At 71.4% G+C, this 17,526-nt stretch carries 15 protein-coding genes; 8 read left to right on the top strand and 7 right to left on the bottom strand.

Annotation, left to right across the window (positions count from 1 at the left end; translation table 11 throughout):
* Positions 1 to 348: 348 nt before the first annotated feature.
* Positions 349 to 909 (bottom strand): TetR/AcrR family transcriptional regulator, encoded by a 561-nt coding sequence (locus ACIHAA_RS05600; RefSeq protein WP_399813491.1) that lies wholly within the window; start codon positions 907 to 909, stop codon positions 349 to 351.
* Between the two features lie 246 nt (positions 910 to 1,155).
* Here ACIHAA_RS05600 and ACIHAA_RS05595 point away from each other — a divergent pair, with 246 nt between their 5' ends.
* Together ACIHAA_RS05595 and ACIHAA_RS05590 are read left to right on the top strand one after the other, a co-directional pair.
* Positions 1,156 to 2,121 (top strand): MBL fold metallo-hydrolase, encoded by a 966-nt coding sequence (locus ACIHAA_RS05595; RefSeq protein ID WP_399813488.1) that lies wholly within the window; start codon positions 1,156 to 1,158, stop codon positions 2,119 to 2,121.
* A 160-nt stretch (positions 2,122 to 2,281) separates the two neighbouring features.
* Positions 2,282 to 2,677 (top strand): ribonuclease domain-containing protein, encoded by a 396-nt coding sequence (locus ACIHAA_RS05590; RefSeq protein WP_399813486.1) that lies wholly within the window; start codon positions 2,282 to 2,284, stop codon positions 2,675 to 2,677.
* A 286-nt stretch (positions 2,678 to 2,963) separates the two neighbouring features.
* Here the strand turns inward: ACIHAA_RS05590 and ACIHAA_RS05585 are convergent, their stop codons facing one another.
* From ACIHAA_RS05585 to ACIHAA_RS05575, 3 genes are all read right to left on the bottom strand, one after another.
* Entirely contained in the window at positions 2,964 to 3,905 is a 942-nt protein-coding gene (locus ACIHAA_RS05585; RefSeq protein WP_399813484.1) for a M48 family metalloprotease, read from the bottom strand.
* Positions 3,902 to 4,276 (bottom strand): BlaI/MecI/CopY family transcriptional regulator, encoded by a 375-nt coding sequence (locus tag ACIHAA_RS05580; RefSeq protein ID WP_399813482.1) that lies wholly within the window; start codon positions 4,274 to 4,276, stop codon positions 3,902 to 3,904. Before ACIHAA_RS05580 ends, ACIHAA_RS05585 begins: the two co-directional genes overlap by 4 nt.
* A 155-nt stretch (positions 4,277 to 4,431) precedes the next feature.
* Entirely contained in the window at positions 4,432 to 5,202 is a 771-nt protein-coding gene (locus tag ACIHAA_RS05575; protein WP_399813479.1) for a hypothetical protein, read from the bottom strand.
* A gap of 175 nt (positions 5,203 to 5,377) precedes the next feature.
* Between ACIHAA_RS05575 and ACIHAA_RS05570 the strand changes: the two genes are divergently transcribed.
* Complete coding sequence (locus ACIHAA_RS05570) at positions 5,378 to 6,631, top strand: hypothetical protein (protein WP_399813477.1); 1,254 nt, start codon at positions 5,378 to 5,380, stop codon at positions 6,629 to 6,631.
* Positions 6,632 to 6,771: 140 nt separating this feature from the next.
* On the opposite strand, the gene ACIHAA_RS05565 is transcribed toward ACIHAA_RS05570, so the two are convergent.
* Positions 6,772 to 7,515 carry an SDR family oxidoreductase gene (locus ACIHAA_RS05565; protein WP_399813474.1) on the bottom strand — a complete coding sequence of 248 codons (744 nt, stop codon included), beginning with the start codon at positions 7,513 to 7,515 and terminating at the stop codon, positions 6,772 to 6,774.
* Between the two features lie 99 nt (positions 7,516 to 7,614).
* Here ACIHAA_RS05565 and ACIHAA_RS05560 point away from each other — a divergent pair, with 99 nt between their 5' ends.
* The gene (locus ACIHAA_RS05560) at positions 7,615 to 8,553 is read left to right on the top strand and encodes a LysR family transcriptional regulator (RefSeq protein ID WP_399813471.1); all 939 of its coding nucleotides are present in this window, start codon (positions 7,615 to 7,617) and stop codon (positions 8,551 to 8,553) included.
* 42 nt (positions 8,554 to 8,595) lie between these two features.
* Here ACIHAA_RS05560 and ACIHAA_RS05555 read toward each other — a convergent pair whose 3' ends face one another.
* Positions 8,596 to 10,086 carry a sensor histidine kinase gene (locus tag ACIHAA_RS05555; RefSeq protein ID WP_399813468.1) on the bottom strand — a complete coding sequence of 497 codons (1,491 nt, stop codon included), beginning with the start codon at positions 10,084 to 10,086 and terminating at the stop codon, positions 8,596 to 8,598.
* On the bottom strand, positions 10,083 to 10,847 hold the full coding sequence (locus ACIHAA_RS05550; protein WP_399813465.1) for a response regulator transcription factor: 765 nt from the start codon (positions 10,845 to 10,847) through the stop codon (positions 10,083 to 10,085). Before ACIHAA_RS05550 ends, ACIHAA_RS05555 begins: the two co-directional genes overlap by 4 nt.
* Positions 10,848 to 11,449: 602 nt before the next feature.
* On the opposite strand from ACIHAA_RS05550, the gene ACIHAA_RS05545 reads away from it, so the two are divergent.
* From ACIHAA_RS05545 to ACIHAA_RS05530, 4 genes are all read left to right on the top strand, one after another.
* Positions 11,450 to 13,033, top strand: a complete 1,584-nt coding sequence (locus ACIHAA_RS05545; RefSeq protein WP_399813462.1) for an IucA/IucC family protein — start codon at positions 11,450 to 11,452, stop codon at positions 13,031 to 13,033.
* 79 nt (positions 13,034 to 13,112) lie between these two features.
* Complete coding sequence (locus tag ACIHAA_RS05540) at positions 13,113 to 14,822, top strand: IucA/IucC family protein (protein WP_399813459.1); 1,710 nt, start codon at positions 13,113 to 13,115, stop codon at positions 14,820 to 14,822.
* Positions 14,819 to 16,030, top strand: coding sequence for a type III PLP-dependent enzyme (locus ACIHAA_RS05535; protein ID WP_399813456.1), 1,212 nt, complete (start codon positions 14,819 to 14,821; stop codon positions 16,028 to 16,030). The genes ACIHAA_RS05540 and ACIHAA_RS05535 overlap by 4 nt, the downstream gene beginning before the upstream one ends.
* Positions 16,027 to 17,523 (top strand): MFS transporter, encoded by a 1,497-nt coding sequence (locus tag ACIHAA_RS05530; protein ID WP_399813453.1) that lies wholly within the window; start codon positions 16,027 to 16,029, stop codon positions 17,521 to 17,523. The genes ACIHAA_RS05535 and ACIHAA_RS05530 overlap by 4 nt, the downstream gene beginning before the upstream one ends.
* Positions 17,524 to 17,526: the final 3 nt, after the last annotated feature.

Raw genomic sequence — 17,526 nt, 5'->3', positions numbered from 1 at the left:
CCGCCCGGTCGTCGTGCCGCTGCGGCCCGCGGACTCGGTGCTGCCGCTTCGCTGCCCGCATCCCCGGCCCCGTTCTCTTCCGCCCTCGGCCGCGCTCCGCCCGTTCGGACGTCGCACGCCCGGTTGCTGTCCGTGACAGAGTTATACCGCTCCTGGTACGCACGGCGACTGCCCGTCACCCACCTGAACGGGCCCGATGTCTGCCCGTTTCGAGCACCCCAAGACCACCGAATACGGGCGGAAAAGGTCGGATCCGGACGGTGCCCGATGGCCCGAACACCCTCTACGGGCGCCCGTTTGCACCCGGTCCCGCCCCACTCCCCCTCCGGGCCGGCACCGCCCCCCGGTCTAGCTGGCCCGGATCAGACCCGAGACAAGGCGGCGGGCGTACGCGGCATCGAGCCCCTCCGGGCGGAAGAGGATGCGGTACATCATCGGGGCGACCACCTGGTCGATGACCGACTCCACCTCGGGCGCCGACTGGTCCCGCCCGGCCGCGCGGGCGAGGATGACGGCGATCTGCTCGGCGGCGTAGGCCGAGCAACGGTCGGCGTTGCCACCGTCGGGGTCACCGAGCAGGGCGTCGCGGATATAGGCCCGGCCCGGCGGCGAGGACATCTCGTCGAGGAACTCCTCGGCCCAGGCCATCAGATCCGCGGTGAGATCGCCCCGGTCCTCGGGAAGCGCCTCCGGGCGCAGCCGCTCCACCGCCACATCCGAGAGGAGTGCCTGAAGGTCGCCCCAGCGCCGGTAGACGGTCGACGGGGTGACTCCGGCACGCGCGGCGACCAGCGGCACAGTCAGGGCATCGCGCCCCACCTCGCCGGTCAGCTCGCGTACGGCACCGTGCACCGCCTCCTGGACCCGGGCACTGCGCCCACCCGGACGCGCCATCGGTTTGCGGCTCATGAGACCACCCTAAAGCAAAGCGATTGCGCCTATCGCCATACCGGCGCCGATCTTCTCGACTCTACCCGCACCTTAAGGCTATGTGTTTGCATTAAGTGGAGGCGCGGGTTTATCGTACCTAAAGCAAAGAGATTGCCTTAAGCATCCCCGTCGACCTTCCGCCGCGGGACCCACCCCCGCCGACCGCCTGCCCGCCAATCGCCAGCCAACCAGCCACAGCCCGCCCACCCGAGGAGCGAACCGACCGTGACCCCACCCGACCCGACCCCGACGTCCCCCCGCACGGACCCCGCCCCGGGGGACTCGACGACCCCCGCCGCACCGGCCGTCCCCGCCTGGTCCCTCGGCGGCCTCACCGTCCACCGGATCGACGAGGTCCCGCTCCCCGCGGCCACCGGGCCCTGGCTGCTGCCCGGCGCCACCCCGGACGTCGTCACCCGAACGGACTGGCTCCGCCCCGACTTCGCCGACCCCGCGGGTGTGCTGCGCCTCGACAGCCACAGCTTCGCCCTGGAGGCCGACGGCCTGCGGGTCCTGATCGACACCGGCATCGGCAACGGCAAGACCCGCGCGAACCCCGCATGGAACGATCTGCGCACCGACTACCCGGCCCGGCTCGCCGTCGCGGGCTTCGCACCCGACACCGTCGACCTCGTGATCCTGACCCATCTGCACACCGACCACGTCGGCTGGAACACCGTCCGGGACAACGGCGCCTGGGTGCCCACCTTCCCCAACGCCCGCTATGTCGTCTCGCGCACCGAGGCCGACTTCTGGGCCGGACAGGACATGGACGAGCCGCGGCAGCAGATGTTCCGCGACTCCGTACGGCCCGTCGAGGAGGCCGGTCTGCTCGACCCCGTCGACGTCCCCGCCGAGGGCACCGACATCGCTCCGGGACTGCGCCTGCTGCCGACCCCCGGACACACCCCCGGGCACATTGCCGTCCAGGTGAGCCACGGCGGCGCCACGGCACTGATCACGGGCGACTGCGTGCACCACCCCGTGCAGCTCGCCCACCCCGCGATCGGCAGCTGCGTCGACATCGACCCGGCTCTGGCCGAGTCCACCCGCCGCCACCTGCTCGCCTCGCTCGCCGGCACGGAGGCCCTCGTCCTCGGCACCCACTTCCCGCCCCCGACCGCGGGCCGCGTCACCCGGCACGGCGAGGGCTACCGCCTGGAGCCGGTGCCGCCGACAGTCGTGTCCTAGCCCGACCAGGGTCGCCGGGGCGTGCTCCGCCCCTGCCCCCGCCGGTGCTCGTGGAGATGCCATGCGCCAGGTGAACTCCCCGAAAACATATCGAGCTTGAAGGGAGAATCTTCAATCTTGTCGTTGACATGCCAACATCTACGCGCGTCATCATGACGCCATGAGATTCCCCCCACGCGCAACACGCATCGGCGCCGCAGCCGCGCTCCTGTCCACCCTCGTCGTCGGCGGCACCGTCTCCGCCACGTCGGCGAACGCGGCGGCCGACTCGGTCGGCAGCGTCTGCCACAGTGCCCTGCCGTCGCAGGCCGACGACACCCTGAACCTGATCGACGAGGGCGGCCCCTTCCCGAACTCGCAGGACGGGGTCGTCTTCTCCAACCGTGAAGGCGTCCTGCCCAGCCAGTCGTCCGGCTACTACCACGAGTACACCGTGACGACCCCGGGATCCCCGACGCGCGGTGCGCGCCGCATCGTCACGGGTGAGGAGAACCAGGAGGACTACTACACCTCCGACCACTACGCCACGTTCGACCTCATCGACTTCGGCTGCTGAATCCCCACCGCTGCTGACTCCCCACCGCCGCGCAGTCTGCGGCGGGTACTCGTGCCGGCGTCCCCGGGCGGTCCGCCTCACCAGCGGCCGACTGCCCGCGGCCGTCGGCACGGGCGGCTTCGGACGGCCGGGAAGAAGCAGCGGGACCGCCACCGGCACCCCACCCGAAGCCGGAGCGGACGTCTCGGTGGCGGCGCGGGAAGAACAGGGCCGCGGCCGGGCGGCCGGGGCCGCCGGGCGCGCGCCGGACACCGCCAGGGCCGGAACCGTACGCCTCGACGACGCCTCAGCCCGCAGGCTCCTCGCCCTGCGCGATCTCGACCCCGCGGTGCAGCCAGACGGCGCCGGCGAGGGACGACGCACCTGCCGTGGCGCACAGCAGGACCATGGCGACCAGGACCGGGGCGAAGCGCCGCACGGGAGCCTGCACGAGCAGCGCCCTCACCCGTGCGGGCACGGGTCCGGTGGCGGCTCCCGCGGCGATGGCGGGCCGCCGTGCCGCAGCACGATGGGAACTCGCGGCCAGCGCCGCACGCCCGACGGCCCGCGCGGTCAGCCGACGGTCTCCGCACACCCGCGCCGCGGCCTCGTCGGCGGCACGTTCAGCGGCGAAGGAGACGTCCCGGACGATGGCGGCCAGGGCCGGATGGCACCAACCGGCAAGCTGGGCGACCGCCAGGAACAGATGATGGCGGGAGGCCAGATGGGCGCGCTCATGGCCGAGGAGCGCCTCGCGCTCCTGTGGATCGAGCGCCCGGAGCATGCCCGCGGTGACGACGATCCGGCCCGTCGACCAGAGCCCCCCGGGCAGCGCGAAGGCGTCCGGCCGGTCGTCGTCGAGCACGGACATGCCGCCGGCCTGCGGCAGTGCGGCGACGCGCCGGTGGGCGGCGCGCAGCCGCACCGCCTCCGCCGTCACGCCCCGCACCCCGGCGATCACGGTCACGACGAGGGCACCCACCGCGAGCACGGAAACCCCGGACACCAGCGCGGCCGGACCCGCCTGGAGCGGATGGAGCAGATGCACGAGGGCGGCGAAGAGCGGGAGACGGAGGGCGAGGGGAAGCAGCAGCACCCCCAGGCATGCCAGCACGCCGAGAGCCAGCGCGGCGGCGGTACCGGTGACCGCGCACAGCGCGATGTCCGGCCGTACTCGCTCCACGGTCCGCCGTGCCAGTGGCGGCAGCAGCCACGGCAGCAACAGGGGGATGAGGAGCAGGGCGATCACGAATGGCCTTCCGCCAGCAGTCGGCGCAGCTCGGCCTCGTCGTGCGGGTTCAGCCCCTCGATGAACCGGGCCAGTACGAGACCTCGGTCACCGCCGCCCTGGTCGAGTTCGCGGTGCATGCGCCGGGCGGCGAGCCCGTGCGAGTCCTGGACGGCGAAGTAGACGAATCCGCGCCTGCCGGGCTTGCGGCCCACCATCCCCTTCTCGCACAGCCGCCCCAGCAGGGTCGCCACGGTGGTGCGCGCCAGGTCCTGCGAGATCGCTGCTCTGACCTGGGCGGCCGACTGCGGCGCGTCGGCCGCCCACAGCGCCGCGAGCACGCTGGCCTCCAGTTCACCGGCGGGCCTGCGCTCCCCCTCGGTGTCCGACACGGAACCGCCTCCACTCCCTGCCCGGATTCTGCGATGGGCTGACTACTGCCTTGTAGTCAGCATAGGCGCTCACGCGGGCCACGCCCTTCGGGCGGACGAGCCGGACACTGTGCCACGGGCCGGCCCGGCCCCTCCGCCCCCGCAGGCCCCGGCTGTCAGCGCACGGCGGCCGCCTCCGGATCGGCGGCGGCCTCGGGCGCACGCTGCACGTCCGCCCTGGTCACCGACAGATACGCGACGATCAGCACGATGAGGGCGAGCAGGACGAGGGCCACCGGCCCGTCGCCGAAGCCCAGACCTCCGGCGGAACGGGACTTGCCGAGTCCGTCGGCGATCGACGCGCCGAGCGGGCGGGTGATCACATAGGCGGCCCAGAAGCAGAACACCGGATTCCAGCTCAGCCAGCGGTACCCCACCGCCGGGATGAGGATCAGCGCCGCGAACATGGCCGCGGAGGCGAAGTAGCCCAGGTGCAGAGTGAAGGCGGTGAAGTCGCCCAGCGCGGTGCCCATGGCGAAGGTGGCGACGACGGTCGCCCAGTAGAAGGCCTCACGGCGCGGGGAGTCGATGGTGTGGATCGACAAGGTGCCCTCGGTGCGCCGCCACAGCCAGAACACGGCCAGCAGCAGCACCGCGTACAGGGCGCTGGAGACGCTGTAGGGCACGCCGAGGGCCACATGCATCACATCGGCTGCCATCGTTCCGAAGATGCCGACCATGGCGACGGCGAACCAGTACGTCCACGCCCGATAGCGGGCCTGGCGGAACTGGACCACGAGCGCGACGAGGAAGGCAATGAAGCCGAGCACCACTGCGAGCTGCGGCGCCATGGCCTGGACGAGATAGTCCGAGGCCCCCTCCCCGAGCGCCGTCGACAATCCCTTGGCCATCCAGAAGGCGGCGATGATTCCGGGGACGCGAACCACGCCCGGGAAGGCGCCTGCAGCAGTGCGGCCCGAACGGGCACGACGAGCAATCGAAGTCACCCGGCCCACCCTAGGGATCAAGACCGCTCTTGTCTACATGCTTGTAGACGGTCTACCGTGGCGCCGGCCGGAGGGACACCCCTCCGCCTGCCACCCGGTGTACGTGAGGGGTTACATGACGACCGCGACGACGCCCGAGAACCTTCGGACGCCCCCTCGGGGCCTGCTGAACAAGGTTCCCGAGGTCACGATCTGGTTCTGGGTCATCAAGATCTTGTGTACCACCGTCGGTGAGAGCTTCGCCGACTGGATCAACATGAACCTCGGTGTCGGTCTGATCAACACCGCGTTGATCTTCACCGTGGTTCTGGCCGCCGTCCTGGGCTGGCAGCTCGGCACCAAACGCTACATTCCGTTCGTGTACTGGCTCACCGTGGTGGTGGTGAGCGTGACGGGCACTCTCTACACCGACATCCTCACCGACAGCCAGGGCGTTCCTCTCGCGGTGAGCAGCAGTGTGTTCGCCGGTGTTCTGGCCGTGGTCTTCGGGACCTGGTACGCCCGCGAGCGGACCCTTTCGGTCCACAGCATCACCACCCGTCCGCGGGAACTCTTCTACTGGCTCGCGGTCCTGGTCACCTTCGCCCTGGGCACCGCGACGGGCGACTGGACCCTGGACCTGACCGGCTGGACTCCGGGCGTCTCCGTTCTCCTGCCTCTCGGGCTGATCGCCGCGATCGTTCTCGCGTGGCGTCTCGGCGCGGGCGCGGTGCTCTCCTTCTGGCTGGCGTACATCCTCACCCGCCCCCTCGGCGCCAACCTCGGCGACTGGCTCGGCTCACCCGGCGGTGACGGAGGACTGGGCCTCGGCACCGCGGCGACCAGCGTGATCTTCCTGGCCGCGATCCTCGCCACGGTCCTGTACCTCACGCTCAGCCGCAGCGACGTCATCGAGACCTCCGGTGCGACCCGCACTCCACGAGCGGCCGATCCGGCGCGCGAGCGGCTCATGCTCGGCTACTACGCCGTCATGGCGGCCGCCACTGCGGCGCTTCTCGTCTGGGCACACCAGCAGCCCCATACGGCAGCGGCCAGCGAGGAGGAGACCCCCGCGGCCACCACCGTCCACCTCACCCCGAAGCAGGCAACGTCGCCGTTCCCGCCGGCCGAGATCGCGAAGTTCCGCACGATCGCAGCCGACACCCGGGCGAAGCTCGACTCCGGCCACCAGGCGGCCGCGACCGCCCGGGTGACCGCCCTCGAGACCGCCTGGGACGACGACCAGCCCACCCTGGAACCCAAGAACGAGCAGGCCTGGCACTTCCTCGACAGCGAAATCGACCATGTCCTGACCGCGCTGCGCGCTCCGAACCCGGACAGGGCCACGGAGGACAAGGCGCTCAACACCTTCCTCACCACCCTGAACTGACGAGCCATCAGGTTCAGGTCGCGCCGAGACCGATTCCCGGTCTCGGCGCGGTGCGCTGCTCCGCGGTCCGGCCCGCGTCCAGGGCCTGTCCGCACAGTCCCGCCCGCCCCTCGGGCGACAGTGCGACCTTGGGACATGGCCTAGAGCTGCGACGCCCCTCCGTCGACGGGGAACTCCGTTCCTGTCGAGAAGGTCGCCTCGAACGCCAAGTACGCGACCGCGGCGGCCACTTCCTCGGACGTCCCCAGGCGCTGCATCGGGTTGGTGCTCCGGTAGGTGTCCTTCACCGTCTCGGCGACATCGGCGGGGACGGACCGGTCCAGGACGCCCGTGTCGGTCGGACCGGGACTCACGGCATTGACCCGCACCTTGCGCGGCAGCAGCTCGCGGGCCAGAGTGCGCGTCATCGACCGCAGGGCCGCTTTGCTCGCCGAGTAGACACTGAGCCCGTCGAGACCCAGGACGTTCACCACCGACGTGGTGAGGACCACGCCGCTTCCCTCACGCATCAGCGGCGCCAGCGCCTGCACCGTGAAGTACGCGCCCTTGGCGTTGATGTCGAACAGTGCGTCGTACATTTCCTCCGTCGTCGAGCCGAACGGCGCGGACGCGGTGACACCGGCGTTGACGAACAGCGCATCCACCGCGCCGAACCGCTCCTGAACCGTGCCCGCCAGCACCTTGATCTCCGGCAGGGACGCGGCGTCACTGCGGACGGCGACCGCCTTGTCACCCAGTTGCTCCACCGCGGCGTCCAGGGTGGCCCGGGTACGGCCAGTGATCAGCACGTGCGCCCCACCGGCCGCGAACAACCGGGCGGCAGCCAGGCCGATACCGCTGCTCCCGCCCGTGATCACGATCTTCTTGCCCTCATAAGTCGTCATGCCCGCAAGCCAAATAGCCACCAGCACACCTTGTCCAAGACCCGTTCCGTATGCCGCCATACGCCCGACGCATGACAACGCACCACGTACGCTGGGCAGATGGACGTCGATCTACGGCTCGTGCGCTACTTCACGATCGTGGCGGAGCACGGCAACTTCGGCCGGGCCGCCACCAGACTGCACCTGGCGCAGCCGTCGCTGAGCCGCCAGATCCAGCGACTGGAAGCCCAGCTCGGCGCCCGCCTCTTCGACCGCTCACCGCAGGGCAGCAGCCTCACCGACGCCGGCCAGGCCTTCCTACCCAGAGCCCGGATCCTGCTCCAGCAAGCCGAACAAGCCGCCCGCACAGCCAGAGCCGCCGTACAGCCTCACACCCTCACCGTCGGCTGCGCCGAAGGACTGCTCATCACCGCCTGGACACAGGAACTGCGCCGCCGACACCCGGAAAGCCAGGTCCGCACCCGGCACCTCGACTGGCGGGACACACGCGCTCTCACCGAGGGGCGGGTCGACGCCCTCATCGCCTACAAACCCCTGCCCTTCCCCACGGACGGCTTCCGGGTGACCGCACTCCATGAGGAACCACGGGTCCTCGTCACATCGGCAAGCCATCCCCTGGCGAACGAAAAAGCAATCAGCCTGCGCGCCCTCTCGGACGAGGAACTGGTGGCCTGCGTCAGCACCCCGGTTGTCTGGAGCACCCCCAAGCCGCTCGGCGACCACCCCGCGCCACCCCAGCCCGCAATCGACGACAGCTTCGAGGACAAACTGGAGCTCGTCGCCACCGGCCACTGCATCGCGATCTTCCCTGCCGGCGACCGACGCGCCGCAGCACGCGAGGACATCGCCCTGGTACCCCTCACCGACACCGACCCCTGCGAGGTCGTACTCGTCACACGCACCGACGACCCCAACCCGCTGCTCGGATCACTGCAAGACATCGCACGAACAGTGCCCGGCACGGGCTCCCCGCGGGAGAACAGCGCACTGCCGCGACCTGCTGCGGCAAGTCCGCCGAGTGTTGCCACGCAGCCGTAACCCTCGCCTCGCTCCTGGGCCGTGACACTTTGACGACAACGCCTACCGGGCGCTCGCCGGACCCTCCTCCTGCTCGGCCGACCCGGCGGTGGTGAGGTGGAGCGGCCCCGCGCGGCCGGTGGGAGACTTCCGCGCGCGGGCGACATGCGCGGGCCGGAGACCGATGCGGACGTCGAGGCCGCCGTGGGGTGCGGCGTCGAGGGTGACATCGCCCCCGCCGGCCTGGGTGAGCCGCTGGACCATGGACAGCCCCAGGCCGGTGCCGTCGTGGTGTGCGTCGGTGGCACGCCAGAACCGGTCGAAGGCACGTTGCCGTTCGACCGGAGTCATGCCCGGTCCCTGATCGACCACGTGCAACTCGGCCATGGGCGGGGTCCGGCCGTTGCCGGGGGGCGCCGGGGTGGTCGCGAGGGTGATGGTGGTACCGGGAGGGGACGCCCGCAGTGCGTTGGACAGCAGATTGTCGATGATCTGCTCAAGCGCTCCCGGGACTGCCCACACCGGCCCGGCCCTGGTTCCGGCCACCTTGATGTCGACGTGCTGTTCACCGGCGAACGCCGTCCAGACGGCCGCGCGGTCGGCTGTGACGGCGTCGAGGTCGGTCACCTCGGGGGTGATCGCCGAGTTCTCCAGCCGGGCCAGGGCGAGCAGCCCCTGCACCATCCGGCTGAGCCGCCCCACTTCGCCGATCGCTTCGCCCAGGCTGCGCTGGGCGCAGGGGGCGAGATGGGGCTCGAAGTTCTCAAGGCGCAGGCGCAATGAGGTCAGCGGGGTCTTCAGCTGGTGCGACGCCTCGGAGGCGAAGGCTTCCTGGGCGCTGAGCAGGTGCTGGAGCCGACGTGCCGTGCGGGTGAAGGAGGTGGCCAGCTGCCGCAGTTCCGGCGGTCCGCGGTCCGTGGCCGGAGGGTCGGTGAGGCGGCCGTCGGCGAGCTGCCTGGTGGCGCGCTCCAGGGCGCGTAGGGGCCGGGTGATCCAGCGGGCCAGGGCGAAGCCGATGAGTGCGACCACGGCCAGCACGCCGAGCCCGACGAGAGTGAGGGTCGTCCAGGTGGCGTGGACCTTCTGGGCGAGTGGGTGAAGCGAGTACAGGGTCCGTACGACGCAGGGCACCGTGTCGCTGGAGTTTCCCGGCACGGTGGCGAACAGCACGTCGCCGCCCGGGGCGGGGTCGTGGCGGACTCCGGTGACGGGGTGGTCGCTCAGTGCGGCGGCGATGTCGGGTTCGGCGGAGAGGTTCCTTCCCACGGTGGCGGCGGTCGTGGTGTCGGTGAGAACGATGCCGTTCCGGTCGGCGACGATCACGCTGCTGCCGCTGTGCCGGGCGTAGCGGCGGGCGAGTTCCGGCAGATCGGCGGTCAGTCCGCGCTCGAGCTTCTCCTCGCACACGGCCGCGAACGTCATGGCACCCAGTTCCGCGGTGCGGGACAAGCGGTTCAGCTCGTTGCGGGCGTAGACGAAACCGAAGGGCACTTCGAGGGCGAGCAGGACGAGCGTCATGAGGCTGAGATAGCTGAGCAGCAGGCGGCGGGTCATCGACTGCCGCTGCGGGGCTGTCCGGACGGTGCCGGGGAGGTGGCGGCGGCCTTTTCCGACGGGGGGACGAGACGGAATCCGATGCCGCGGATGTTCTCGATCCAGCCGGGGTCACCGAGTTTGCGGCGCAGGGTGGCGATGTGCACGTCGAGCGTCTTGGTCGGGCCGAAGTAGTGCGGGTCCCAGACCGTGTCGAGGATCTGCTGGCGGGAGAAGACGGCCCCGGGATCCTCGGCGAGGCAGACGAGGAGGTCGAACTCCTTGGGGGCCAGGGCGATGGGCGACTGGTGCAGGTGCACTTGACGGGTGCGGGGGTCGACGGTCAGGGGGCCGATTCTCCGGGCGGCCGGTACGGCGCCCCGGTCCACGCCGCCGGAATGCCCGACTGCGGGACCGAGGCCCGGGAACGGGGGGCGGGTGCGGCGCGTGACGGCGCGGATCCGGGCGACCAGCTCCCGGATCCCGAACGGCTTGGAGAGGTAGTCGTCCGCGCCCAGTTCCAGTCCGAGCACACGATCGACTTCGGAGTCCCTGGCAGTGATCATGATGATCGGGACGTCGGAACGGCTCCGCAGTGCCCGGCAGACGTCGATGCCGTCCATGTCGGGCAGTCCCAGGTCCAGCAGCACCATCTCCGGTTCCCCGGCGGACAGGCCGTCGGTGCCCGTCCGCGCGTGTTCCACGGTGAATCCGAAGCGGCGCAGTCCTTCCACCAATGGTTCGGCCACCCGGTCGTCGTCCTCGATCAGCAGCACGTGCATGCGGTCAGACTGACAAATGCCTGCGCACCGTGCGGGTCAATTGCCGGTGTTTCCCCCGTGCCGGTGACCTGTCCGAGCCGGTTCCGTGACGTCGGGGCAGGTGAGCCCCCCGGTGAATGCCCGGGAAATCGTCCGGTTGGCGCAGCCGGAGACCACGGGTGTGTGCGGACATCCAATGCGGGGACAGCGGGCGGTTAGGAGATGGTGAGGAATCCCGGACGTCGCACGCGTCGAATCGCGTGCGGACCTGGGCGGCCGCTGAGCACGGTGCCGCTCGTTCACTGCGCCCCGGCCCCGCGGAGCAGTCGTGCTGTCCGACTCCCGGTTGCCGTCCGCGGCGCTGCACTTCCGTCAACCCGGATGCGGGACGGAATAGCCCCCGAGGCCGGATTCCCCCACCGGTCTGCGGCTCTCCTCGTGGTACGTGCTGTATGCGCGCTGGGAATGCGTTTCCACGCCACCTCGTAGTGTCGATGTGCGGGCAGGCCACGGGCATTCCGCGTGAAGGAATCCACCACTCACTTCCTGGACATAGGCATGCCATATACAGACTCAAACGCTTCGACGAATCGGCCGTCTCCGTTCCTTCCGGGACGGTGGTGATGTCCCGGACCGCAGTCGACGAGCTGTGCCTGGTGCGCCCGGATCTGGTGGAGCCGTTCCTGCACGCGCTGCCGGGAGCGCGTGCCACCGTCCTCGGCCGTCTGTGGGGCGCATTCGCCCGAGAGCCGGTCCCCGGAGTGACCGGCCGACGGCGGGAGGCGGGGACACTGGTGGTCGCTCTGGGCAGCGGCGGCCGTCTCACCGCCCCCGACGCCTGTGCCCGGCGGTTCGCCCGGATTCCCGAGGACTTCGCCGTCATGGGGCCCGAGGGGCCGGTCCGCGGTCCGGCGGAGCTGCTGGGGGAGCTGAGACTGCGTACGGCGGCGGCGAACCGGCTCGCCGCAGAGCTGGACAACAGTGTCGTCAATCTCGCCCTGGCCCGTGCCGCGAACGCCGGAGGACCCCCTGCGCCGGGCGATTCGGCCGACGCGGAACAAGCGGTCGTCGACGGCCATCCCCAGCACCCGTGCTGCCGCACCCGCACCGGCATGTCCATCGCCGAAGTGCTCGCCTACGCGCCCGAACACCATCCGGTGATCCGGCTGGCGCTGCTGGCGGTACCGGCCGACCGCTTGCAGAGGGCGGGTACCTGGCCCGTGGAGCTGCGTGACGGGGACACCTGCTTGGTCCCGGTGCATCCCTGGCAGCGGGACCATGTGCTGGTACGCCACCCGGACCTCGCCCTGACGCGTCACACGCTCCCGGCGCGGCCGCTGCTGTCGCTGCGCACCCTGGCTCCGCTGTCCGGCCTCGCGGGCTGCCATGTCAAGACCGCGCTCGACGTACAGGTCACCAACTACCGCCGCACCCTTTCACCGGCCGAGGTCGCCGACGGCCCGCTCCTGTCGGAGCTGGTTGCGGCGGTCGTCGACAAGGCCGGGTTCGGCGGAAGTCTGCGGGTGCTGCGCGAGCTGGGCGGTGGCGCGGTACGGGTGGACGGCCTGGCGTCCGGGAGCCTGGCCGCGATGGTCAGGGAGTCCACCGAGTGCCACCTCGACGACGGCGAGATCGCCGTCCCGCTGACGGCGGTGCACGCCACCGGCGCCGCCGTGGTGGCAGGTGATCCTGTGCGCTGGCTGGCGGAGTTCGCCGACCTGGTGCTGCCTCCCGCGCTGACGCTGCTGTCCATGGGAGTGGCTCTGGAGGCTCACGGCCAGAACACCCTGGTCGTGCTGCGGCAGGGACGGCCGGTGCGGGTGCTGTACCGGGACCTGGACGGGGTACGGGTCAGTCCGCGCCGACTGGCCGCCTGGGGGTTCACGCTGCCGCCGCTGGAAGGCGCCCGGGCCGGCGACGATGCGGGGGCGCTGCGCACCAAGCTGTTCGGCGGGCTGCTCAGCGGGGTGTTCAGCGAACTGGTCGATGTCCTGGCCCGCACCCGGGCCGCAGATCCCGGGACCCTGTGGGAGGCGGTGGCCGAGGCCGGGCGCCGTGTGTACGGCGATCTGCCCGACGACGGCGATGCGGCGGCCTTCTTCGGCGACCCGCTGCCGCTGAAGGCGACGATCGCGATGCGTCTGGCCCGGGACTCCGGCGCGGCGCAGTGGACTGACCTCCCCAATCCTCTCGCGCAGCACCGCTGACCCCGGCAGTCCGGGGGCCATGGCGACCGTTCCCCGGCCGACGACTGACACCCGACTTCGGACGTACTGGAGCCCTCGCATGACCACCTCGACCGCCGACCTCGGCGACGCGGCCGCAGCCGCCGCCTCCCGCACGGCCGGCAGCTCCGCGGGCACGGCGGACCTCGTCACCTCTCACACCCTCCTGAACTGCCTGATCCGCGAGGTCTCCGCTCCTGAGCACCAGGTGACGGTGGATCAGGACCACCTTCTGCTGCGCCTGCCCCGCCGGGGTGTGCTGTTGCGGATCCGGCTGCGCCGGGTCTCGCTGATCGGCGCACACCGTTTCCAGGGCCCGGCCGAGCGGCTCGAGGGCGGCGACTGGGTCACCGTCGGCTGGCAGGAACTGGCCGGTCACGTCCAGGACGAACTGGAGCAGCGCACCGGCACGGCCAACGGCGAGTTCGCGGACCAGGTCCGCGACAGCCGCGACACCATCCGCACCACCCTGGAGCAGCGGGCGGGCGCGGAGCCGCAGCGGGACCTCTATGTCGCATCCGAGCAGTCCCTGGTGTTCGGCCACCGCTTCCACCCCACGCCCAAGGCCCGCACCGGGGATCCGGCGGACTGGCTGGTCCACGGGCCGGAGACCGGCGCCCGCTTCCGGCTTCGCCATCTGGCCGTTCGCCGCGACCTGGTACGGGAAGAGGGCGACCTGAAGGAACTGGACGCACTGTGCCCCGGGGCGGACGCGGCCTTCGTGACGCTGCCGGTGCACCCCTGGCAGTTCCGGCTCCTCAGCGGCCATCCGCGCCTGCGCGCCGCGATGGACGCGGGCGAGGTCGTGGACACCGGGCCGAGCGGGCCGGAGCTGGTGCCGACGGCATCCGTGCGCACCCTGTACGAGCCGGAGGCCGACACCTTCCTGAAGTTCAGCCTGAACGTCCGGCTCACCAACTGCGTGCGCAGGCACGCCCGTTACGAACTGTCCGGTGCCGTGGCCCTGAACCGGGTGGTCCAGCCCGTCATGGCCCGGATCGCCGACCGCTTCCCGGGGTGTGCGCTGCTGGCCGAGCCGGGCTACCGCACCCTTGCCGTGGACGACGTAGCCCTGCTGGAGGGCTTCGGTGTCGTCGTCCGCTCCGGGCTGCGTCCCCATCTGCGTCCCGGGGTCACACCGGTGCTCGCCGCCGCGGTCGCGGACGAGTACCCCAACAGTGCCGCGCACGCCTCGTATCTGCTCGCCCGCGGCGACGGGGACATCCTGGCCTGGTGGGACGCGTATCTGCGGCTGCTGATCCCGCCGGTGCTCGCCGCCTACTTCGAGCACGGCGTCGTCCTGGAACCCCACTTGCAGAACGTCGTCATCGGTGTGGCCGCCGACGGCTCGCCCGCGCAGATACTGTTCCGCGATCTGGAGGGGACCAAGCTCCTGGCACGCCATCATCATCGTGTCCTCGCCGCTCTGCCCGAAGACGTCGCCGGGCCTCTCACCTATGACGCCGAGCGCGGCTGGAACCGGGTCGCGTACTGCCTGCTGGTCAATCACGTCGCCGAACTGCTCGGTGTCCTCGCCGATCTGGAACCGGCACGGGAGCCTGCGCTGTGGGGCCTGGTCCACGACCGCCTCGACGCCTGTGCCCGCGCCGCCGGCGAACCACCGCGACTGCGCGCCCTGCTGTCCGGCGTTCCGCTGCCCGCCAAGGCCAACCTGCTCCTGCGCTGGGCCCGACGGGCGGACCGGCACGCCGACTACGTCCCCCTGCCCAGCCCGCTCGGCAGGAACTTCCCCCACGAGGTGACCCTGTGAGACCCGCACTGCTCCAGCACGTCCGCCACCTGGCCGACGAGGACCTGCCCGCCTACCTCTACGATCTGCCCGGCCTGGACCAGCACGTGCGCGCGATCCGGGCCGCACTGCCGCAGCGCGTCGAACTGCTCTATGCGACGAAGGCCAACTCCGATCCGCGCCTGCTCCAGGCCCTCGCCGAGCACGTCGACGGCTTCGAGGCGGCCTCCGGCGGCGAGGTCCGGCACATCCGCCAGCTGCTGCCCGCCGCCCGGATCGCCTTCGGGGGCCCGGGCAAGACACCGGCCGAGCTGGCCCGGGCCGTGGCCGCGCGGGTGGCACGGCTGCATGTCGAAAGCGAGCATGAGCTGCGCACGCTCGCGACCGTGCTGGGCGACCGGACCGCCGACATCCTGCTGCGCGTCAACGTGCCCGTCCCCCTCCGCTCGGTGGCTCTCGCCATGGGCGGCAGACCCAGCCCCTTCGGCCTCGATCCGTCCCAGCTGGACCGGTGCCTGGACATCATCGCCTCCGACCCCCGCATCCGGATGCGCGGCCTCCACGTCCACCTGGCCAGCGGACTCGGTGCCACCGCCCATCTAGCCCTGATCGACGACGTCCTGGCCTGGGCGTCCGGCTGGGCCCGCCGACGGGGCATCGACCTGACCGAGGTCAACCTCGGGGGCGGGATGGACGTCGACTACATCCGGCCCCAACAGGTTTTCGACTGGCCCGCGTTCGGCGCCGGACTGCGCTCCGCCCTCAGCCGCCACCCCGGCCTCACGCTGCGGATCGAGCCCGGCCGCTCGGTCACCGCGTACTGCGGCTGGTACGTCACTCAGGTCCTGGACCTCAAGTTCAGCTGCGGCCAGGCGTTCGCGGTTCTGCGCGGCGGCACCCACCATCTGCGCACCCCGGCCGCGAAACAGCACGACCAGCCCTTCGAAGTCGTCCCCGACGACGCATGGGACCGGCCGTGGGAGCGCCCCCAGATCCGCTACGAGCCAGTGACGCTGGTGGGCCAACTCTGCACTCCCAAGGACGTCCTGGCCCATCACATCGTGATCGACCGACTGCGCGTCGGCGACCGGATCGCCTTCGCCCTCGCCGGTGCCTACGCATGGAACATCTCCCACCACGACTTCCTCATGCACCCCCACCCCACCGTCCACCACGTCGAGGACTCCGACGTGCCGCTCCCCGCCGCCCACGCCTGCCCCTCCTCATGAGAACGGACCGCCAAGTACACCCTGAGCGAGGAGGGAAGACCCCGGACGCGGTCCGCGCCACGCTCACCGCAGGGCCCTTCCGGCGCTATCTGATCGGGCAGCTGACCTCCAACACCGGCACCTGGATGCAGCGCGCGGCACAGGATCTGCTCGTTCTGCACCTCACCGGCAACAGCGGCGGCGCAGTGGGCGTGGTGACCGCTCTGCAATTCCTGCCCCAGACCCTGTTCGGCCTCGTCGGGGGGATCCTCGCCGACCGCTTCCCCAGGCGCACGCTGCTGCTGATCACCCAGAGCACCATGGCGGCGCTCTCCCTGCTGCTCGGAATCCTGACGATCACCGGGTCGGTGACCCTGGCGTGGGTGTTCGCCCTGGCCTTCGCCCTCGGCACCGCCACCGCCGTCGACGCCCCCGCCCGGGGCGCCTTCATCCCCGAACTCGTCGGCCGGACGTATGTGGCCGCCGCGGTCAGCCTGAACTCCGCCCAGTTCAACGTGGCCCGCTTCATCGGCCCCGCCCTCGCGGGCCTGGCTGTCGCCGCCGCCGGCACCGGACCCGTCTTCCTCGTCAACGCGGCCTCGTACCTGGCCGTCCTGTACGGGCTCATCACCCTCCCCACCCGCGCGCCCCGCCGAAGCAGCGGGCCCCGGCGAGGCGCCACCCGGCCGGGGGCCCCGTTCCGCCACATCGCCGCCACCCCGGAACTCCTGCTGCCGGTCACCGTCATCGCTGTTGTCGGCACCTTCGGACTCAACTTCCAGGTCACCCTCTCCGTCATGGCGGTCGAGGTCTTCCACTCCGGCCCGGCCGCCTACGGCTGCCTCTCGGCCGCCTACGCCGCGGGCAGCCTCGTCGGCGCGCTCCTCACGGCCCGCCGGGGGCGCCCGCCCACCGCACGGCTCCTGGTCACCGCCACCGTCGTCTTCGGAACCCTGGAGGCCACGCTCGGCCTGATGCCCGGCTACGCCGCGTTCACGGCGTTCCTCGTCCCCACCGGGCTGGCCGCCGCAACCGTCACCACGACCGCCAACACGCTGACCCAGTTGCACACCGATCCGGGGCTGCGCGGCCGGGTGATGTCCGTCTACTTCCTCGTCCTGCTCGGCGGCACCCCCGTCGGCGCCCCTCTCGTCGGCCTTGTCTCCGACACCTTCGGCGCCCGCTCCAGTCTGGTCCTCGGCGGCCTGATCTCGGCCAGCTCCGCGCTCGCCCTCTCGGCGCTGGTCCACGCGCGGCAGGCAGGGAGCGGGGCAGGAGAGGCGTCCGGCTCCGCCGCCGGACCACGCACCGGCGCACCGGGCACCGCGGCGAACCGCTGCTGCGCGTTTCGTCGCCGGGTGCAGCGCCTGCGGGAAGCGCCGGGCGGGGTCCTAGTACCCCGGTACCACCGGGGCGTCAGTGTTCACGCCCGGGTACCACGGGATCCGGCAGAGCACGGCCTTAGCGTGACCGAGGAGGCGTCACCCACTCCGGGCGCCCCGGGCCGAAAGTGAGAA

Source organism: Streptomyces sp. NPDC052040, assembly GCF_044548405.1.
Lineage (GTDB): Bacteria > Actinomycetota > Actinomycetes > Streptomycetales > Streptomycetaceae > Streptomyces.
The sequence above is the reverse complement of the archived record's forward strand: the minus strand, read 5'-3'. Positions and strand labels throughout refer to the sequence as shown.

Coding starts and splice junctions, on each gene's coding strand:
- ACIHAA_RS05540 (WP_399813459.1), top strand. CDS start 13,113: ATGACCACCTCGACCGCCGACCTCGGCGACGCGGCCGCAGCCGCCGCC.
- ACIHAA_RS05545 (WP_399813462.1), top strand. CDS start 11,450: ATGTCCCGGACCGCAGTCGACGAGCTGTGCCTGGTGCGCCCGGATCTG.
- ACIHAA_RS05570 (WP_399813477.1), top strand. CDS start 5,378: ATGACGACCGCGACGACGCCCGAGAACCTTCGGACGCCCCCTCGGGGC.
- ACIHAA_RS05550 (WP_399813465.1), bottom strand. CDS start 10,847: ATGCACGTGCTGCTGATCGAGGACGACGACCGGGTGGCCGAACCATTG.
- ACIHAA_RS05530 (WP_399813453.1), top strand. CDS start 16,027: ATGAGAACGGACCGCCAAGTACACCCTGAGCGAGGAGGGAAGACCCCG.
- ACIHAA_RS05600 (WP_399813491.1), bottom strand. CDS start 909: ATGAGCCGCAAACCGATGGCGCGTCCGGGTGGGCGCAGTGCCCGGGTC.
- ACIHAA_RS05565 (WP_399813474.1), bottom strand. CDS start 7,515: ATGACGACTTATGAGGGCAAGAAGATCGTGATCACGGGCGGGAGCAGC.
- ACIHAA_RS05555 (WP_399813468.1), bottom strand. CDS start 10,086: ATGACCCGCCGCCTGCTGCTCAGCTATCTCAGCCTCATGACGCTCGTC.
- ACIHAA_RS05590 (WP_399813486.1), top strand. CDS start 2,282: ATGAGATTCCCCCCACGCGCAACACGCATCGGCGCCGCAGCCGCGCTC.
- ACIHAA_RS05560 (WP_399813471.1), top strand. CDS start 7,615: ATGGACGTCGATCTACGGCTCGTGCGCTACTTCACGATCGTGGCGGAG.